General features: G+C 43.1%; 13 protein-coding genes and 1 tRNA gene. 10 read left to right on the top strand and 4 right to left on the bottom strand.

Annotation, left to right across the window (positions count from 1 at the left end; all coding sequences use genetic code 11):
- Nucleotides 1-47: 47 nt before the first annotated feature.
- Together J3L18_RS23290 and mqnB are read right to left on the bottom strand one after the other, a co-directional pair.
- The gene (locus J3L18_RS23290; protein WP_129569565.1) at nucleotides 48-950 is read right to left on the bottom strand and encodes a menaquinone biosynthesis family protein; all 903 of its coding nucleotides are present in this window, start codon (nucleotides 948-950) and stop codon (nucleotides 48-50) included.
- Nucleotides 951-960: 10 nt separating this feature from the next.
- Complete coding sequence (mqnB, locus tag J3L18_RS23285) at nucleotides 961-1,581, bottom strand: futalosine hydrolase (protein ID WP_129569566.1); 621 nt, start codon at nucleotides 1,579-1,581, stop codon at nucleotides 961-963.
- Nucleotides 1,582-1,657: 76 nt separating this feature from the next.
- On the opposite strand from mqnB, the gene J3L18_RS23280 reads away from it, so the two are divergent.
- From J3L18_RS23280 to J3L18_RS23250, 7 genes are all read left to right on the top strand, one after another.
- Entirely contained in the window at nucleotides 1,658-2,074 is a 417-nt protein-coding gene (locus J3L18_RS23280) for a 6-pyruvoyl trahydropterin synthase family protein (RefSeq protein ID WP_090534603.1), read from the top strand.
- 9 nt (nucleotides 2,075-2,083) lie between these two features.
- Nucleotides 2,084-2,725: a GTP cyclohydrolase I FolE gene (folE, locus tag J3L18_RS23275; protein WP_091175918.1), complete on the top strand. Its 642-nt coding sequence runs from the start codon at nucleotides 2,084-2,086 to the stop codon at nucleotides 2,723-2,725.
- 92 nt (nucleotides 2,726-2,817) lie between these two features.
- Nucleotides 2,818-3,705, top strand: coding sequence for an ACP S-malonyltransferase (gene fabD / locus J3L18_RS23270; RefSeq protein ID WP_112657051.1), 888 nt, complete (start codon nucleotides 2,818-2,820; stop codon nucleotides 3,703-3,705).
- A gap of 83 nt (nucleotides 3,706-3,788) precedes the next feature.
- Entirely contained in the window at nucleotides 3,789-7,523 is a 3,735-nt protein-coding gene (locus tag J3L18_RS23265) for an ATP-binding protein (RefSeq protein WP_129569567.1), read from the top strand.
- A gap of 69 nt (nucleotides 7,524-7,592) precedes the next feature.
- Nucleotides 7,593-8,348, top strand: coding sequence for a helix-turn-helix domain-containing protein (locus J3L18_RS23260; RefSeq protein WP_129569568.1), 756 nt, complete (start codon nucleotides 7,593-7,595; stop codon nucleotides 8,346-8,348).
- 30 nt (nucleotides 8,349-8,378) lie between these two features.
- Entirely contained in the window at nucleotides 8,379-9,527 is a 1,149-nt protein-coding gene (locus J3L18_RS23255; protein WP_129569569.1) for an FAD-dependent oxidoreductase, read from the top strand.
- Nucleotides 9,528-9,685: 158 nt separating this feature from the next.
- Nucleotides 9,686-9,835 (top strand): AP2/ERF family transcription factor, encoded by a 150-nt coding sequence (locus J3L18_RS23250; protein ID WP_189549226.1) that lies wholly within the window; start codon nucleotides 9,686-9,688, stop codon nucleotides 9,833-9,835.
- On the opposite strand, the gene J3L18_RS23245 is transcribed toward J3L18_RS23250, so the two are convergent.
- A complete protein-coding gene (locus J3L18_RS23245; protein WP_189549228.1) occupies nucleotides 9,822-10,688 on the bottom strand; it encodes an NmrA family NAD(P)-binding protein in 867 nt (288 codons plus the stop codon). The genes J3L18_RS23250 and J3L18_RS23245 overlap by 14 nt on opposite strands.
- Nucleotides 10,689-10,862: 174 nt before the next feature.
- Between J3L18_RS23245 and J3L18_RS23240 the strand changes: the two genes are divergently transcribed.
- Together J3L18_RS23240 and J3L18_RS23235 are read left to right on the top strand one after the other, a co-directional pair.
- A complete protein-coding gene (locus J3L18_RS23240) occupies nucleotides 10,863-11,336 on the top strand; it encodes an SgcJ/EcaC family oxidoreductase (protein WP_167516275.1) in 474 nt (157 codons plus the stop codon).
- A gap of 118 nt (nucleotides 11,337-11,454) precedes the next feature.
- Nucleotides 11,455-14,373 (top strand): response regulator, encoded by a 2,919-nt coding sequence (locus J3L18_RS23235; RefSeq protein WP_129569571.1) that lies wholly within the window; start codon nucleotides 11,455-11,457, stop codon nucleotides 14,371-14,373.
- An 86-nt stretch (nucleotides 14,374-14,459) separates the two neighbouring features.
- On the opposite strand, the gene J3L18_RS23230 is transcribed toward J3L18_RS23235, so the two are convergent.
- A tRNA-Met gene (locus tag J3L18_RS23230) sits at nucleotides 14,460-14,533 on the bottom strand.
- Between the two features lie 163 nt (nucleotides 14,534-14,696).
- On the opposite strand from J3L18_RS23230, the gene J3L18_RS23225 reads away from it, so the two are divergent.
- Complete coding sequence (locus J3L18_RS23225; protein WP_090534561.1) at nucleotides 14,697-15,077, top strand: START-like domain-containing protein; 381 nt, start codon at nucleotides 14,697-14,699, stop codon at nucleotides 15,075-15,077.
- Nucleotides 15,078-15,175 lie beyond the last annotated feature (98 nt).

Raw genomic sequence — 15,175 nt, 5'->3', positions numbered from 1 at the left:
ACTTTTTGGTGAGTCCCTCTTTTGTTTTTGGAAGCAATGCAGTTAGACTAATCAGTCAAAAAGATACCCTGCTTTACCTCCGGTATAATGCCCTTCTCCAATGCGGTATCAAACATCAGGTTAATAGCTTTACGCCCTTCTTCCCCCAGCTCAACTGAGTATTGGTTTACATAAAGTTCAATATGCTTGTACATCACTTCTTCACTCATTTCCTGGGCGTGTTGTTTAATGAACTCTAGGCCTGATTTTGGATTGGCAAAAGCAAACTCAACCGATTTACGAAGCACCCGGTTAATTTTATGCTGAACATCAAGGGGTAAATTACGGTTGGCTACAATGCCCCCAAGCGGTATAGCGCAACCTGTACGTTTTTCCCAGTAATCGCCAAGGTCGATTAATTTAGCCAGTCCCCTGTCCTGATAAGTAAACCTGTTTTCGTGGATGATCAATCCAAAATCAATGGTTCCGTTTAGTACAGAATTTTCTATTTCAGAAAAAACAATTTCTGTTTTGTTACTTGCTTCCGGAAACGCGAGGCTTAGTAAGAAATTGGCGGTTGTATATTTTCCAGGGATCCCAATTTTGGATTTAGAAACAATAGGCGCTAAATCAACTTTTTCACTTGTGCCCGATTCTCCCTTAAATATTTCTTTATCCTCATCATTTACAAAGCGCGTTACCGGTGGGTTGAAAATAAGCATAGGCCCAACCCCAAAACCCAGCGCGCTGCCCGAGTCAAGCAGTACATACTTGTCAGTTACATAAGCAAAAGCGTGATAGCTCAGTTTGGTAATGTCCAATTCGCCGCGAAAGGCTTTTTGGTTAAGCGTTTCCACATCATCATAAAATACTTCAAACTCCAGGCCTTCGGTGTCAATTTTATGATGGATGAGGGCATCAAAAATAAATGTATCGTTAGGGCAGGGCGAAAATCCGAGCGTTAGTTTCATGCGGGTAGTATTAACTGTTAATGATCTGGTTCACCAGGTCGATGGCAAATGTATTCAGATTTTTAATGGCCAGCCCAATGTTCCAGGCCTCACGATTACGTTTCTCAACATAATTTGACACTGCCCTGATTTGCATGCCAGGTACGTTCATCTGCCGGCAGGCGTAAAAAAAAGCCGCACCTTCCATACTTTCCAATTTCGGGTGTAACCGTTGCTGTACTTTTTGGATGGATGGCTCGTGGCCGTGCACCGTATTAACGGTTATAGCCTTTGCCTTTTTCAGAAAAAAGTTTGGATAAACCTGCTCAAGCGATGTTGTGGGCAAAAAAACACTCTCGCCAAAGCCAAGCGTATCAATAGGGATAAAAGCTTCGTTATCCTGTGCGCCAAGCTCAGCAAAGGTATCTTCGGTTACTTCCAGCACATCGCCTAAATTGAAATTACGGTCGAAACTGCCTGCTATGCCAAGATTGAGTACAAGATCATAGGTATGGTTGCTTAATTGCCGGGCCATGCCAAAGGCTGTTGGTACCATGCCTGCACCGGTTATCAGTACATCAACCTTATTGCCCAATTGGTTTACCAGGGGGGCAACCTCAAATTTGGTAGCTGCAACAATGAGTATAAGCATATTGCATTATTTTGACGGCTAATATAAAACAACTACCCTGTTTTTGTTTTGTATATTTGCACCCACTTTTGTTATGATGATACATATAACGCGCAAGGAACATTTTAATGCCGCTCACCGGATGTACCGTGAGGAATGGAGCGCTGAAAAAAACTTTGAGGTGTTTGGCAAATGCGCCAACCCCAACTGGCATGGTCACAATTACAACCTGTTTGTAACTGTAAAGGGCGAAGTCACGCACGCTACCGGTTATCTTATCGATTTAAAAGAGCTTAAAATTATAATCAACGAGTATGTTATTGAAAAACTTGACCATAAAAACATCAACAAGGATGTTGATTTTATGGCGGGCAAAATGGCATCGACCGAGTTGCTCTGCATTGAGATCTTTAACCAGTTAAAAGGACCTATAGAAGCTTATGAGGGTGTGTTTTTACATTCGGTTAAGCTTTACGAAACTGAAAATAATTCTGCCGAGTATTTTGGCGGTTAATTTTATAAAATGAGCGACTCACAATTTAGCCAGGATACCGACGATGACGATTTCGGCGGATACATTAAAATAGATCGTTATAATCAGGACCGGATTGATAGTTTGAAAGATAACTACCGAGACGTACTAAAGCAATTAGGCGAAGATGCCGCACGCGAGGGTTTGTTAAAAACCCCCGAACGCGTTGCAAAAGCCATGCTTTATTTAACCCACGGTTACGAGCTTAATGCCGAAGAAATCCTGAACTCGGCCAAATTCAAGGAAGATTACAGCCAGATGGTGGTAGTAAAAGACATTGAAGTTTATTCGATGTGCGAGCACCATATGCTACCCTTTTTTGGCAAGGCGCACGTGGCCTACATTCCTAACGGACATGTGGTTGGTTTAAGCAAGATCCCACGCGTGGTTGATGTTTTCGCCCGCCGTTTGCAGGTGCAGGAACGTTTAACAAACGAGATCCGCGATTGTATTCAGCAAACACTGAACCCTGTAGGCGTTGGTGTGGTAATTGAATGCCGCCACCTGTGCATGAGCATGCGCGGCGTACAAAAACAAAACTCGGTAACCACCACGTCGGCCTTTACCGGCGAGTTCCTGAAAGAAAAAACAAGGACTGAGTTTTTGAATTTGATAAGTTCGAAATTGAGTTAGGCCCCCCTGCCCCTGAAGGGGGAGTGAGGAGCCGAAAAAATCATATTATAAACACTAAAACAAAATTCCCCCTTTAGGGGGTTAGGGGGCTAATGAAAGCATATATTTTCCCGGGCCAGGGCGCCCAGTTTCCGGGTATGGGCAAGGACCTGTACAATCAATCAGAAAAAGCACGTGAGCTGTTTGAAAAAGCCAACGAAATCCTGGGTTTCCGCATTACTGATGTAATGTTTGAAGGCACAGCCGATGACCTGGTGCAAACCAACGTTACCCAGCCTGCTATTTACTTACATTCAACCATTTTGGCCACAGTTTTGGGTGATGATTTTAAGCCCGAAATGGTTGCGGGCCACTCATTGGGTGAATTTTCGGCCCTGGTAGCCGCAGGCGCTTTATCATTTGAAGATGGCTTGCGTTTGGTAGCAGCACGTGCCAACGCTATGCAAAAAGCTTGTGAAATACAACCATCAACCATGGCCGCTATTTTAGGCCTGGATGATTTTACTGTAGAAGATATTTGCCAGCGCATAAGCGAGGTTGTTGTGCCTGCAAATTACAACTGCCCTGGCCAGCTGGTGATATCGGGCTCCATTGCCGGTATTGACGAGGCTTGTATTAAGATGACCGAAGCCGGTGCAAAACGTGCCCTGAAGCTCAAAGTAGGCGGAGCGTTCCATTCGCCGTTAATGGAAGCCGCGAGGGTTGAACTGGAGGCCGCGATTGTGGCTACCGAGATCAAAGCCCCCATTTGCCCCATCTATCAAAACATAGATGCCAAGCCATATACCGATCCTGAACTGATTAAACACAACCTGATAGCTCAGCTTACCGGTGCCGTTAGGTGGACACAAACCGTAATGCATATGCTTGAAGATGGTGCTACTTCATTTACCGAAGTAGGGCCGGGTAACGTACTGCAGGGCCTTGTTAAAAAGGTTGATAAAACCGTTGAAACTGCAAGCGCCGCGTTACCGCAATAATTTTTAAAAGCCACATACAACATGTGGCTTTTATTTTTGTTATAGGCTTGTATTAAACAAAAAATCCATAGTATAGCAACATCTTGACTACTTCCGGAAAAATACGCCTATTGCTTGCCCTTTTAGGGCTTAGTTTGCTGCTTACGGCCGTTATTGTTCAAAAAACATATACGCCCGTAAATAGCCTTGTGCAGTCTGCCCGGATACTTGAAGACAATCTCCATAACAAAGAAGCTTTTATAAATAAGCAGCTTAACGGCACCGAACGTTTTAAAAAGATGATGAACCTGCGCAATAATGAGCAGGACGCTATTAATGCTATTGAAAATTTCACCACCCAAAACAGCATTTGGTTTATAACCTTAACCAATAATAAATTAAGCTTTTGGAGTGGCATAAAGGTATTGCCCGATAGTACCAATACCATTAAAGATGGTTATTCCTTTATTAAGCAGCCCAATGGGTATTATGAAACGTTCCGGAAAACGGAAGGGAATTTTTCGGTTATCTTCTTTATTCCGGTTAAGATCAATTATGCGTTCCAGAATAAATACCTTCAAAACAAATTTGCCAGGGATCTGCTCGACGATGATAATATTGACATAGCCGATTTTACAGATATCAACGTTTATGAAGTTCATAGCAGCGACAATGATTACCTGTTTTCGGTAAAGCTTAAAAATAATGACGCCAATAATGATTTTGTTTACTATGAGCTTTCATTTTGGATACTCACCGCCATTACGCTTTGTGTATTGATGCATAATATTTGCAATTACGTGGCATCAAAAGGGTATGTGGTATTATCTATCATATTCCTTGCTTTATATATTGTGCTGTTCAGGTTTGTTAACCTGCATTATAACCTGCCCGATTTTACTTATAAGCTTAGCATTTTCAATCCGGCATTTTATGGCTCAAGCCTGGTTTATCCTTCGCTGGGCGATTTTTGTATCAATATCCTGGTCATTTTTTGGTTTGTAGCCTTTGTGTACAGGCAGCGCCGCAGGTTTTTAACCAATGTGCAAAGCAAAACTGCCGGCTATGTTATTGTGGTTATTGCTATTTTAACACTTGTAGGGGTGTCAACATCATTATTGCGTTTGTTTCATGGCCTGGTTATCAACTCAAAAATCAATTTTGATGTAAACAATGTACTCAGCTTAACGGGGTTCAGCATATTGGGGGTATTAATGCTGTGTTTTAGCTTTTTGATATTTTACCTGCTCAATGAAATCATTTTAACTATATGTCTGAAGCTTAACGTACCCCGAACGCACCAGTTATTCCTGTTTTTGACTGGAATTATCATAGCTACCGCCGTGTTTACCTATTATAATGAATTTACTTTGTTTTACATATTGTGGGCACTGTTGGTACTGATAAGGGCTTATAATTTTATTTACTATAAAGAGCAGCTTTATGCCACATCGTTTTTAGGTATCGTGTTTGTTTGTGCCCTGATAGCAGCCATTAAGCTTAATCATTTTGAAGATCAGAAAGAGCACGAAACCCGGAGGGCCCTGGTACAAAAACTGGAGATCCCGGATGATGCTACGGCCGATTATATTTTTAAAAGGATAGAAAACCAAATTATAACGGATACGGCCATAGTACGCTATTTTACCAACGGCCTGCACAACGGCGATTATCTTAAAACCCGTTTCCAAAAACTTTATTTTGATGGCTACCTGTCAAAGTACGAGTTTAAAGTTCATGAATTTGATGCCAATGATGAACCTACCTCGCCAGATAAAAACTACTCGCTGAGTGTGTTTAAAGACCTCGTACTATATAGCTCATTTAAGGTATCCGACTATTTTTACCGCGAAAACGAATCATTCGGATATCAGAATTACTTTGCCATACTGCCTGTAAATACCAGTAATAAGCAATTGGGCACTATTGTAATTGAGCTTAAATCAAAACCGCTGCAATTATCAGGTGCTTTCCCTGAGTTATTGATTGACGGCAACATAAGCCCGGAAAATGACTTTAAAGATTATTCATACGCCTTTTATAGCGATAACAAATTGCTGAGCCAGCGCGGCACCTATGTTTACTCGCTTGACAACAGGGAGTTTAAAGGCGACCTGAAAAAATACACCGAAAAAACCACGAAAAACCGCAGCACTGCCTGGTACGAAAGCTTTACAACATACAATCACCTGATATACAGGCCCAGCGAAAGAAACCTTATTGTTGTTAGCAGGGAGGAAAACTCACTTTACTATGCGGTTACTTCGCTCACCTTCTTTTTGGTGGTTATACTGATATTCAGCGCGGTTATCATCACTTTAAAATGGTCGTGGGCCCGCATCAAGATCTTTAACATAGCCGAAGACGGACTGAAGATAAACTTCAGGATAAATTTTGATAAGGTATTGTATAAAACCCGCATCCAGATCTCGATGATACTGGCCGTAGTGGTTACCCTGGTGCTTGTTGGGTTTATTACTTTTTTATCCATCAGTAACCAGTACTATACCCAGCAGGAAAAAATGATCAGGGATAAAATAACCCGTATAGCATCGGCATTTGAAAACGGCCTTTTTACCCAGTATGTTGAGCATCTCAATGAGGAGAGCCAGGTTCATTTCAATGAATTGGCCAATACTTACGCAACCGATCTCACTTTGTTTGATACCAATGGTGTTCCCTTACTAACCACTCAGCCTAAAATTTATGAAAACGGCCTCGTGGCAAAACGGATGAACGCCCGTGCATTCATCTTTTTGAGCAAATTGCAAAAAACCGAGTTTGTAAACGATGAAAAAATTGGCGAACTGAGCTATAAAGCGGCCTATGCCCCGGTAACCCTTACTGCATCAAACAAAACGGTTGCCTATATTCAGCTGCCTTATTTTAGTAATGAAGCCGATTACCGAGAGCGAATAAGCTCATTGCTTAATGTGATGATAAACGTTTACGCCATAGTTTTTATAGCAATTGGCTTATTTGCCATTATTATAGCAAGGCAAATAACCGCGCCCTTAAACTTTATACAACAAAGCCTCAGCAAAACCATCTACGGTAAAAAGAACGAACATATCAAATGGTCGCGCGATGACGAGATCGGCGCATTGGTTAAGGAGTATAACAAAATGATATCGGCCCTTGAAAACAGTGCCCAGCGGCTGGCACAATCCGAACGCGAAAGTGCCTGGCGCGAAATGGCCAAGCAGGTTGCGCATGAAATCAAAAACCCGCTAACGCCGCTAAAACTGGGCTTACAACTGCTTGATAAATCATGGAAGGACAAAGATCCCAGGTTTGATCAAAAATTTGAACGTTTCAGCAAGTCATTTGTAGAGCAGATTGAAAGCCTGTCGTCGATAGCGTCGGAGTTTTCGGCATTTGCCAAGATGCCGGATACCCGTATTGAGCAGATCAATATTTTTGATATGTTAAACCAGGCAGTTACCATTTTTAAACAGATGGATAACGTGCAGATCACCTATCTGCAACCAGAAAGTGCGTTCATTATTAATGCCGACCGCGACCAGCTATTGCGCTGTTTTAATAACCTGTTGAAAAATGCTATTGAAGCCACCCCTCAAGACAGGAAGTGCATCATAGATATCAATTACCTGGTAACCAGCAAAAACATCCTGCTTACCATCAAAGATAACGGTAACGGGATTCCGGAAGAGATGCGTGAAAAGATTTTTGAGCCAAACTTTACCACCAAAAGCTCCGGAACGGGTTTAGGCCTTGCATTCATCAAAAACTCTATTGAAAATGCCAACGGCAAAATTTGGTTTGAAACAACTATGGGCACAGGAACCACATTTTATTTAAGTTTACCTGCTGCTTAATAGTTAAACCGCCGGTAAATCAATGATAACTGCGGATTTACAATACAACAAAGCAAATTAACAAAAGCTATGAGCAATAACCTGGAATACAGAATTGTTAGGCCCGGTAAACCACTTTCGGATTTTGTTGATAGCTTTTGGTTTTTACGTAACCTATCTGACGCCGATAAAGATACAACAGGGTTACCCGACGGACTTATAGATATATTGCTTTTTAAATCCGCTACACAGCCTTTTAGTATTGCACAGCTTGGAGGGTTAACCCAGTTTGAACAGGCCAAAGTTTCGGCCAATAGCGTAATATTCTGCATTAGCTTCAAATTGCTTGCCGTTGAGTATATTTTTGGAGAGGCCATTGCCAATATAGTAAACGGTGGCAGGTTCTTACCAGATGGCTATTGGGGGTTTACCGAAAACGATCTGCTGGATTTTGACTGCTTTGTAGAAAAAGCAACGCAAAAAATCAGATCGCTTATACCGGAAGAAATAGATGAACGTAAACGAAAATTGTTTGAACTGATTTATGTAACGAAAGGGACGATCACGGTTAAAGAGCTTTCCGAAAAAGTGTTTTGGAGCAGCAGGCAGATAAATCGCTACTTTAATCAGCAATTCGGGATCTCACTTAAAGCCTATTGTAACATTCTTCGTTTCCGCGCCTCGTTGGAGCATATTGCAGACGGCCGGCTGTTTCCGGAGGAGAACTTTTTTGACCAGAACCACTTTATCAAAGAAGTGAAGAAGTTTTCGGGCGTTGTACCCAAAGAATTATCTAAAAACAAAAACGACCGATTTATACTATTATCGGCCATCAGGCATAAATAATTTTGCATCGTAATTAAACGATGAAAAATTATGTTATTAGATAATAAACAGGTTGCCATAGTAGGTGGCGGACCAGCGGGGTTGGCCTTAGCAAGGCTTTTACAACTTAAAGGTGCAGATGTAAAAGTATATGAACGGGATATAGACAGAAATGTACGGGTGCAGGGCGCCACGCTCGACCTGCACGAAGGCACAGGACTGGAAGCGCTGAAACGGAGCGGTTTGCTGGATAAATTTTATAAATACCACCGTCCTGTAGCAAGTAAGATGCTGCTTGTAGACAGAATGCTCGATATTGCATTTGATGACCACAACTTTGCGACTATTACCGCAGAAACCCGCCCCGAAATAGACCGTGCGCCTTTGCGGGATATTTTATTGAACTCATTGCGGCAGGATACCGTGGTATGGGACAGCCATTTCATTTCAATGGAAAGAGAAAGAAAAGGCTGGCGTTTGTTTTTTAAAAACGGATCGAATGCCTATGCCGATCTGGTAATTGCGGCTGACGGGGCCAATTCAAAAGTGCGGCCTTATTTAAGTGATGTTGAACCGGTTTACTCAGGTATCACGCTGATTGAAGGCAATATTTACAATGCTGAAAAATACACCCCAAAACTTTTTTCCTTTGCAAGAGGAGGTAAAGTAATGGCGTTTGATGACGGACAATTTGTAGGTTATGGCACAAAAGCCGATGGCTCAATTATGTTTGTGGTGAATTTTAAAACGCCCGAAAACTGGCTGGAACAAAGCGGCATTAATTTCAATAACAGAGAGGAAGTTTTTGAATGGTTTAAGAAAGATTTTGCCAGCTGGAGCGATGAATGGCATGAGTTTTTTACAAATGATGCAGTTTGTTTCATTCCCCGCCCACAATATTATTTTCCATTAAATCAAAGCTGGGAAACGGATGAGAGCCTTACAATGATTGGGGATGCCGCGCACCGGATGCCACCATATGCAGGCGAAGGTGCTAATGTGGCATTGCAGGATTCGTTTGAACTGGCCGAATGCTTAACCGGGAATCAATTTACTGATATCAAAACAGCGATTGCCCATTTTGAAAAAGAAATGGTTGCAAGAGGAGCTAAAGCCACAAAAGATACACTCGAAAATTCAGAGAGAATGTTTTCAAAAACTGGTTTGGCGCAAATGGCCGAATTTTTTAAACGGCACTGAATATATTAAATCGATTAGAATAAAAAAGCTGCAGTATTCTGTTGCCATGTCACGACTTTTACCTCATGGCCATTTGTCAATATTGCCGAGGCATCACGGCTAATACGTTCTGTTGTTGGTTGGCGTAAACATTGCCGCTTGGGGTATGTTAATAAATAATGATCAGGAAATTAAAATCAGGGCAATACAGGATCTACTCAAAAAAAGTCGATCCTAAAACCCACAAGCGTAAAAATCTCGGCACTTTCGATTCAAAAGAAGCCGCGATGAAACACGAAAAAGAGATACAGTATTTTAAGCACCATTAACCTGCAATTGCTTTTCCAGGTAGTGAAACAAGGTAGTAGGCCCATGTTGGGCGGTTGGTATTTCCGATTGCTGGCTAATGGTAAGTTTCGTTATATTAGCGAAAGATGCCGCCGCTTTTTCGGAAAAGCCGCCTTTTATCATAAAGTCTTTCCAATCAGTTTCGGGGACAGTCACTACGTTTACCGTTTTGTGCAATAGCTTACCGAATGTTTCAGCCACATCCTGATTAGAATAGGTTTCAGGCCCTTCCAGGAAGAACAGCCCGGTCCGGTCGTCCAGCATTAATTTGGCTGCAAATGCACCAATATCTGCCGGGGCGATCATTGGCAGCTTAAAGTCCGCCGGGAACAAAGTGGTCAATTCTCCCTTTTCCCGGACGGCTGGTATTGCCTGGTCAAAATTGCTCATGTAATAAGCGCTGCGGATCACTGCCAGCGGGATGTTCAATTTGGCTAAACCCTGCTCTAATTCATACAGCGCACCGAGGTCAAAAATATGATCTCCGGGCTGTGCGCCATAGGTAGAAGCGGCGACGATCTTTTTCAGTTTCGTCCCTTCAAGCGCGTTTAGGATACTGCCGATCTGTTCCCTTTCCACCACATCGATATCTTTATCGGGAGCCGCATTCGGGTTCAGCACAAACAGGCGCTCCGCCTGTCCGAACAATTCTTTTAAACGGGCTGTGTCCCGGATGTCTGCAACCTCATAGGCTGCCCCCTTAACAGTCCATTCGGCAGCTTTAGCCGGATCGTGGCCAATGATCATGACCTTTTGCTGGCTTTGCAGCAAAGCGGTCGAAAGCGCGGCACCGATATGGCCGGTTCCTCCTAAAATAGCGTGTGTGTATTTCATAACACTATTAATTTCAATATTCATGCCGTAAAAAATCGTTTCATGAATAGGGCGGGTTTAGCTTTATGTAACAAAAGATAAAGGATTTGTAACATAAACATAAGTAACATCATGAAGTATCACCTTTATTTGTAGTATCCGCTATGGATGTTTGTCCACCTGTATAAAATACCTATGAAAAAGATAACAAGCCTGATACTTCTGATATGGCTATGCAGTACCAGCGTACTGGCCCTGCAGCCTGACACAGCATCGAATAACGCTGCGATACGGCAGATGATCAAAAATTATGAAGATGCATGGAATAGCCATAGCCCCGAAAAACTGGCGGCCAACTACACCTCTGATGCTACCTGGGTAAACTGGTTTGGCGCCTACTATAAAGGTCGGGATGATATTTTTAGGCATTATAAGCAGGTTCATAATACTTATTTTAAAAACACCCGGTACTATACCCGGGCTGTTGAAGATATTACCTATCTGAATCAGGACCTTGCGGTTGTACATGTACGAACAGGTCTTGCCGGCGACGAACGATATCCGGGTCAAACGTTTGAGTTTCGCCGGATGATCGTCGTGGTAAAACGGGACGGTGAATGGAAGATATTTGCGGGTCAAAACGCCAGGCTGGAAAAAGGCATTAACTAATATTAAAGCCGCTCTGGTGATGAATAAAGCCCTGTAGTATCTGTATATTATAATAAATAAAATATTATTTTTGATTATAAAAGGCCCTGCGATTTTACGCAAACATAATCTACATATTATGCATCTGGCTAAATGCTCCATTTTACTGCTTTTGCTATTGGGTTTGTATGGTGCGGCCGATGCACAGGACACGGTAACCCTGCATCACAAAGATTTCGGCGCCTACAATGAAATATCGCTGCGTGATAAACACTGGTTCTTTCATCCGGAAATAAATAACGCAAATACACCGCCTGATGCCCGTTCCGGCGGCTGGGAGGCTGTACAGTACACGGCATTTGGCACAGACAAGCTACCCGCCGGGTGGAAAGGTATTGGCTGGTTTAATATTTGGGTAAAAGCAGGTAAGGATGTGGCGGGCCAAAAATTTGGCCTGCGCATTAATCATGACGGCGCGTCAGAAATATTTATTGATGGTGAGCCAATAGGCGGCTATGGCAAAATAGGCCATCCGGTTGAAGCAACGGAAGCCAACCGGGCACCATTAGAGATGATACCCTTTTGGTTAAAGGACAATGCGCCGCATCTGGTAACTATTCACTACGCCAACCCTTTTGGTGTATACCGTAATTTTGTAGGCTTTGAAGTGTTACTTACCAATTACGATTTGTATAGCAAGCGGATAATGCGCGCCCGGACGCTATATAATTTTGTGCCAATGTGTGCCGCCGCTGCGTTCATTCTTGGCTTGCTGCACTTTTTGCTTTTTCTGTTTTATCCGAAGCAGAAGCTGAATTTTTATTATGCATTGTTTGTTATGCTAACAGGCATCACCAGCGCGGGTATATACCTTTTTTATTTAACCGCCCATCCGCAGCTGCAATATATTGCTCATTACATGACCTATAACCTGAAGGTGTTGCTGTTGTGGTGGGGCCTCATTTTGCTGTATAAGTTAGATTATGGCCAGGTACATCGATGGCGCCAGGTTACCCTGGCGTGCGTATGCTCGGCCTATTTACTTTTTTACTTTTATAAATTTCATATTTTAAAAGAAACTGATTTTCCAGATTTTTTTTCGTTAGTGTTCCTTGTTTGCAATGTGGATGGCTTTATCTGTGTATATCACCTTATACGTAAAGGCAGGCGCAAGGCGTGGTTAGTTACAACGGGTGTAATGGCAGTTTTCCTGGTTTATATTTTTTGCTGGGATGATACGTTCGGCGTATGGCCTTACGGTTATAATTCAATGCGGGTATTTGTGATGAGCGCGGGCGAACTTGTTTTACCGGTGTGCCTGTCCCTTTATCTCGCGCTCGATTATGCCGGCACAAACCAGCAATTGGCCGCGCAATTGGCCGAGGTTGAAGCATTGTCGGCTTCTGCACTGTTAAAAGAAGCTGAAAGAACCGAACAGGTTGCGGCTGAAGCCAGGAAGTTAGAAGCTATTGTACAGCAACGCACAGCAGAACTAGAAGAAAAGGCGGATAAGCTGCGTGAACTGGACGCTGTTAAATCAAGGTTTTTCGGCAATATCGCGCACGAATTCCGGACGCCGTTAACGCTTATCCTCAATCCGGTTAAGGAGCTTGCCGGCCAGACCACCGATCCATCATTGCTGCGGGATTACCGGATGATCCTGAATAATGCCGAGCGCTTGCTGAGGCTCATTAACCAGTTGCTTGATCTGAGTAAACTGGAGCAGGGATTAATGGAATTGTTGTACGAACCGCTTGATTTAAACGCATTATTATTAGGCCATGTCCAAAGTTTTGAGCCGCTTGCATTGCAAAAGGGCATCACACTGCATTTTCGGTCAAGCTATCGCGAACTTTGGGTAATGGCAGACCGGGATAAATTGGACAAGGTCATGCTGAACGTTATCGGGAATGCGGTAAAATTCACGGCGATAGGCAGGGTGGAGATTTTTCTTTATCACGATGATGGGATGCCCGGGAATCAATATGTAGTTCGCGTTCGCGATACAGGTAAAGGGATACCCAGATCAAAGCTTCCCTATATTTTCAGTCGTTTTTACCAGGCCAATTCGCCGGGCAGCCAGGCTGCAGAAGGAAGCGGTATCGGTTTGGCACTTTGTAAAGAACTGATTGAGCTAATGGGCGGCAGTATTGCGGCAAATAGCTGGGAAGGGGCATTTACCGAAGTGGTGATCCAGTTGCCTTTAGACGAAGCTGCGGGCGCTCATGAGGGTGTAGTGGAGTTTAAGGCTATGAAAGCAGCCGCTGAAAGCGAAGAAGCAAACCCTGATAAAACCGAGGCAGATATGGACTTGATTTTGCTGGTAGAAGATCACCGGGAGCTCCGTGACTTTATTGAACGCCAGCTTTCGGAGCAGTACCGGGTAATTACCGCTTCGGACGGCAAGGCAGGAATCACAATGGGTATAGAACAAATTCCGGCACTCATTATTACCGATGTGATGATGCCCGATACAGATGGTTATGAGTTGTGCGGGACATTGAAAAAAGACGAACGGACAAGCCATATCCCGGTCATCATGCTGACAGCAAAGGCCGACGTAGATAGCCGTGTAAAAGGTATTCAAACAGGAGCTGATGCTTATCTTGCCAAACCTTTTGAGAGGCGCGAACTGCTGGCCCTGATCGGGAATCTGATCGGGACGCGCAATATTTTGAAACAACATGTTGCAATGCACAAGAGATGGCTGATAGAGTTGCCCAATATGCCGACGATAGAGCAGGCTTTTTTAAATAAGATAAAAGCCGCGGTTGAAAATAACCTGGATGACAACAGCTATGGGACTGATCAGATGGCTGGAGATATTGGTATGAGCAGAATTCAACTGCATCGAAAATTAAAGGCAATAACTGGCCGGGCCCCTGGCGAACTGGTACGCGAAATACGGCTACAACATGCACACGATCTCCTGGCGCGCCGCACAGCCACCATTGCGGAAGTAGCTTACCAAGTCGGTTTCAGCAGTCCGGCAAGTTTTTCAGCAAGTTTTTCAAGGCATTTCGGGTTTTCGCCCAAGCAGGTAAATTCATTGCGTTAACTCCATTATTAAGGGGTGGCATGAACATTGTATGACCAGAAAAAACGAAAGCAGCTACGTTTTACTGTAACTGCTTCATCTTCAAGTAGCGGGGAGCAGGATCGAACTGCCGACCTTAGGGTTATGAATCCTACGCTCTAACCATCTGAGCTACCCCGCCGTTTTTATTTTTATGACTCTTTTTGTGGTTAATAAAAAGAGTGGCCTTGCGTTAAAACAAGTGGCCGTTCCTAAAAAGGTTTGCAAATATAGTAGAAATTCGTTTTCTTTAGAAAAAATGTTTCACATTTACTTTTGTTTCTGTTTTTTTAAGTGTAAACCGAATGTCCGAAAAGAAAAAATTTACCATTGAGTACGAGATTAAGTCATCTCCGCGTATCCTGTTCAGCTTCTTAAGCGAGCCTAATGGCTTGTCTCAATGGTTTGCCGATGAGGTTAATATTCGTGACCATGTTTATACTTTTACATGGGATGACGAATCGCAAAAAGCCAAACTTTGTTCAGTTAAGGAAAACAGGTCTGTACGTTTTAAATGGCTCGATGATGATGCCCAGTATTATTTTGAAATGGAAATAATGCAGGATGAGCTTACCAATGATGTAGCCCTGGCCATTACTGATTTTGCAACGGAAGATGCCATTACAGAACGAAAGCAGATCTGGGATAACTCTATCGATTACCTCATAAGTGTATTGGGCGCCTGATAAAACTTTATTTTAGCTAATTTTGTACGCTGAACTGGTTTTGCACGTTAATTGGTTTTAACTGTGCGGCTAACTGGTTTTGCCCCTGTTAATTGCAA

The sequence above is a fragment of the Mucilaginibacter gossypii genome (assembly GCF_017569325.2).
Lineage (GTDB): Bacteria > Bacteroidota > Bacteroidia > Sphingobacteriales > Sphingobacteriaceae > Mucilaginibacter > Mucilaginibacter gossypii.
This window is presented reverse-complemented; position numbering and strand designations above follow the sequence as displayed.

Bases quoted from the DNA above. Each gene is read 5' to 3' on its own strand.
- J3L18_RS23290 (WP_129569565.1), bottom strand. From the start codon at position 950: ATGAAACTAACGCTCGGATTTTCGCCCTGCCCTAACGATACATTTATT.
- mqnB (WP_129569566.1), bottom strand. From the start codon at position 1,581: ATGCTTATACTCATTGTTGCAGCTACCAAATTTGAGGTTGCCCCCCTG.
- J3L18_RS23280 (WP_090534603.1), top strand. From the start codon at position 1,658: ATGATACATATAACGCGCAAGGAACATTTTAATGCCGCTCACCGGATG.
- folE (WP_091175918.1), top strand. From the start codon at position 2,084: ATGAGCGACTCACAATTTAGCCAGGATACCGACGATGACGATTTCGGC.
- fabD (WP_112657051.1), top strand. From the start codon at position 2,818: ATGAAAGCATATATTTTCCCGGGCCAGGGCGCCCAGTTTCCGGGTATG.
- J3L18_RS23260 (WP_129569568.1), top strand. From the start codon at position 7,593: ATGAGCAATAACCTGGAATACAGAATTGTTAGGCCCGGTAAACCACTT.
- J3L18_RS23255 (WP_129569569.1), top strand. From the start codon at position 8,379: ATGTTATTAGATAATAAACAGGTTGCCATAGTAGGTGGCGGACCAGCG.
- J3L18_RS23250 (WP_189549226.1), top strand. From the start codon at position 9,686: ATGATCAGGAAATTAAAATCAGGGCAATACAGGATCTACTCAAAAAAA.
- J3L18_RS23245 (WP_189549228.1), bottom strand. From the start codon at position 10,688: ATGAAATACACACACGCTATTTTAGGAGGAACCGGCCATATCGGTGCC.
- J3L18_RS23240 (WP_167516275.1), top strand. From the start codon at position 10,863: ATGAAAAAGATAACAAGCCTGATACTTCTGATATGGCTATGCAGTACC.
- J3L18_RS23235 (WP_129569571.1), top strand. From the start codon at position 11,455: ATGCATCTGGCTAAATGCTCCATTTTACTGCTTTTGCTATTGGGTTTG.
- J3L18_RS23225 (WP_090534561.1), top strand. From the start codon at position 14,697: ATGTCCGAAAAGAAAAAATTTACCATTGAGTACGAGATTAAGTCATCT.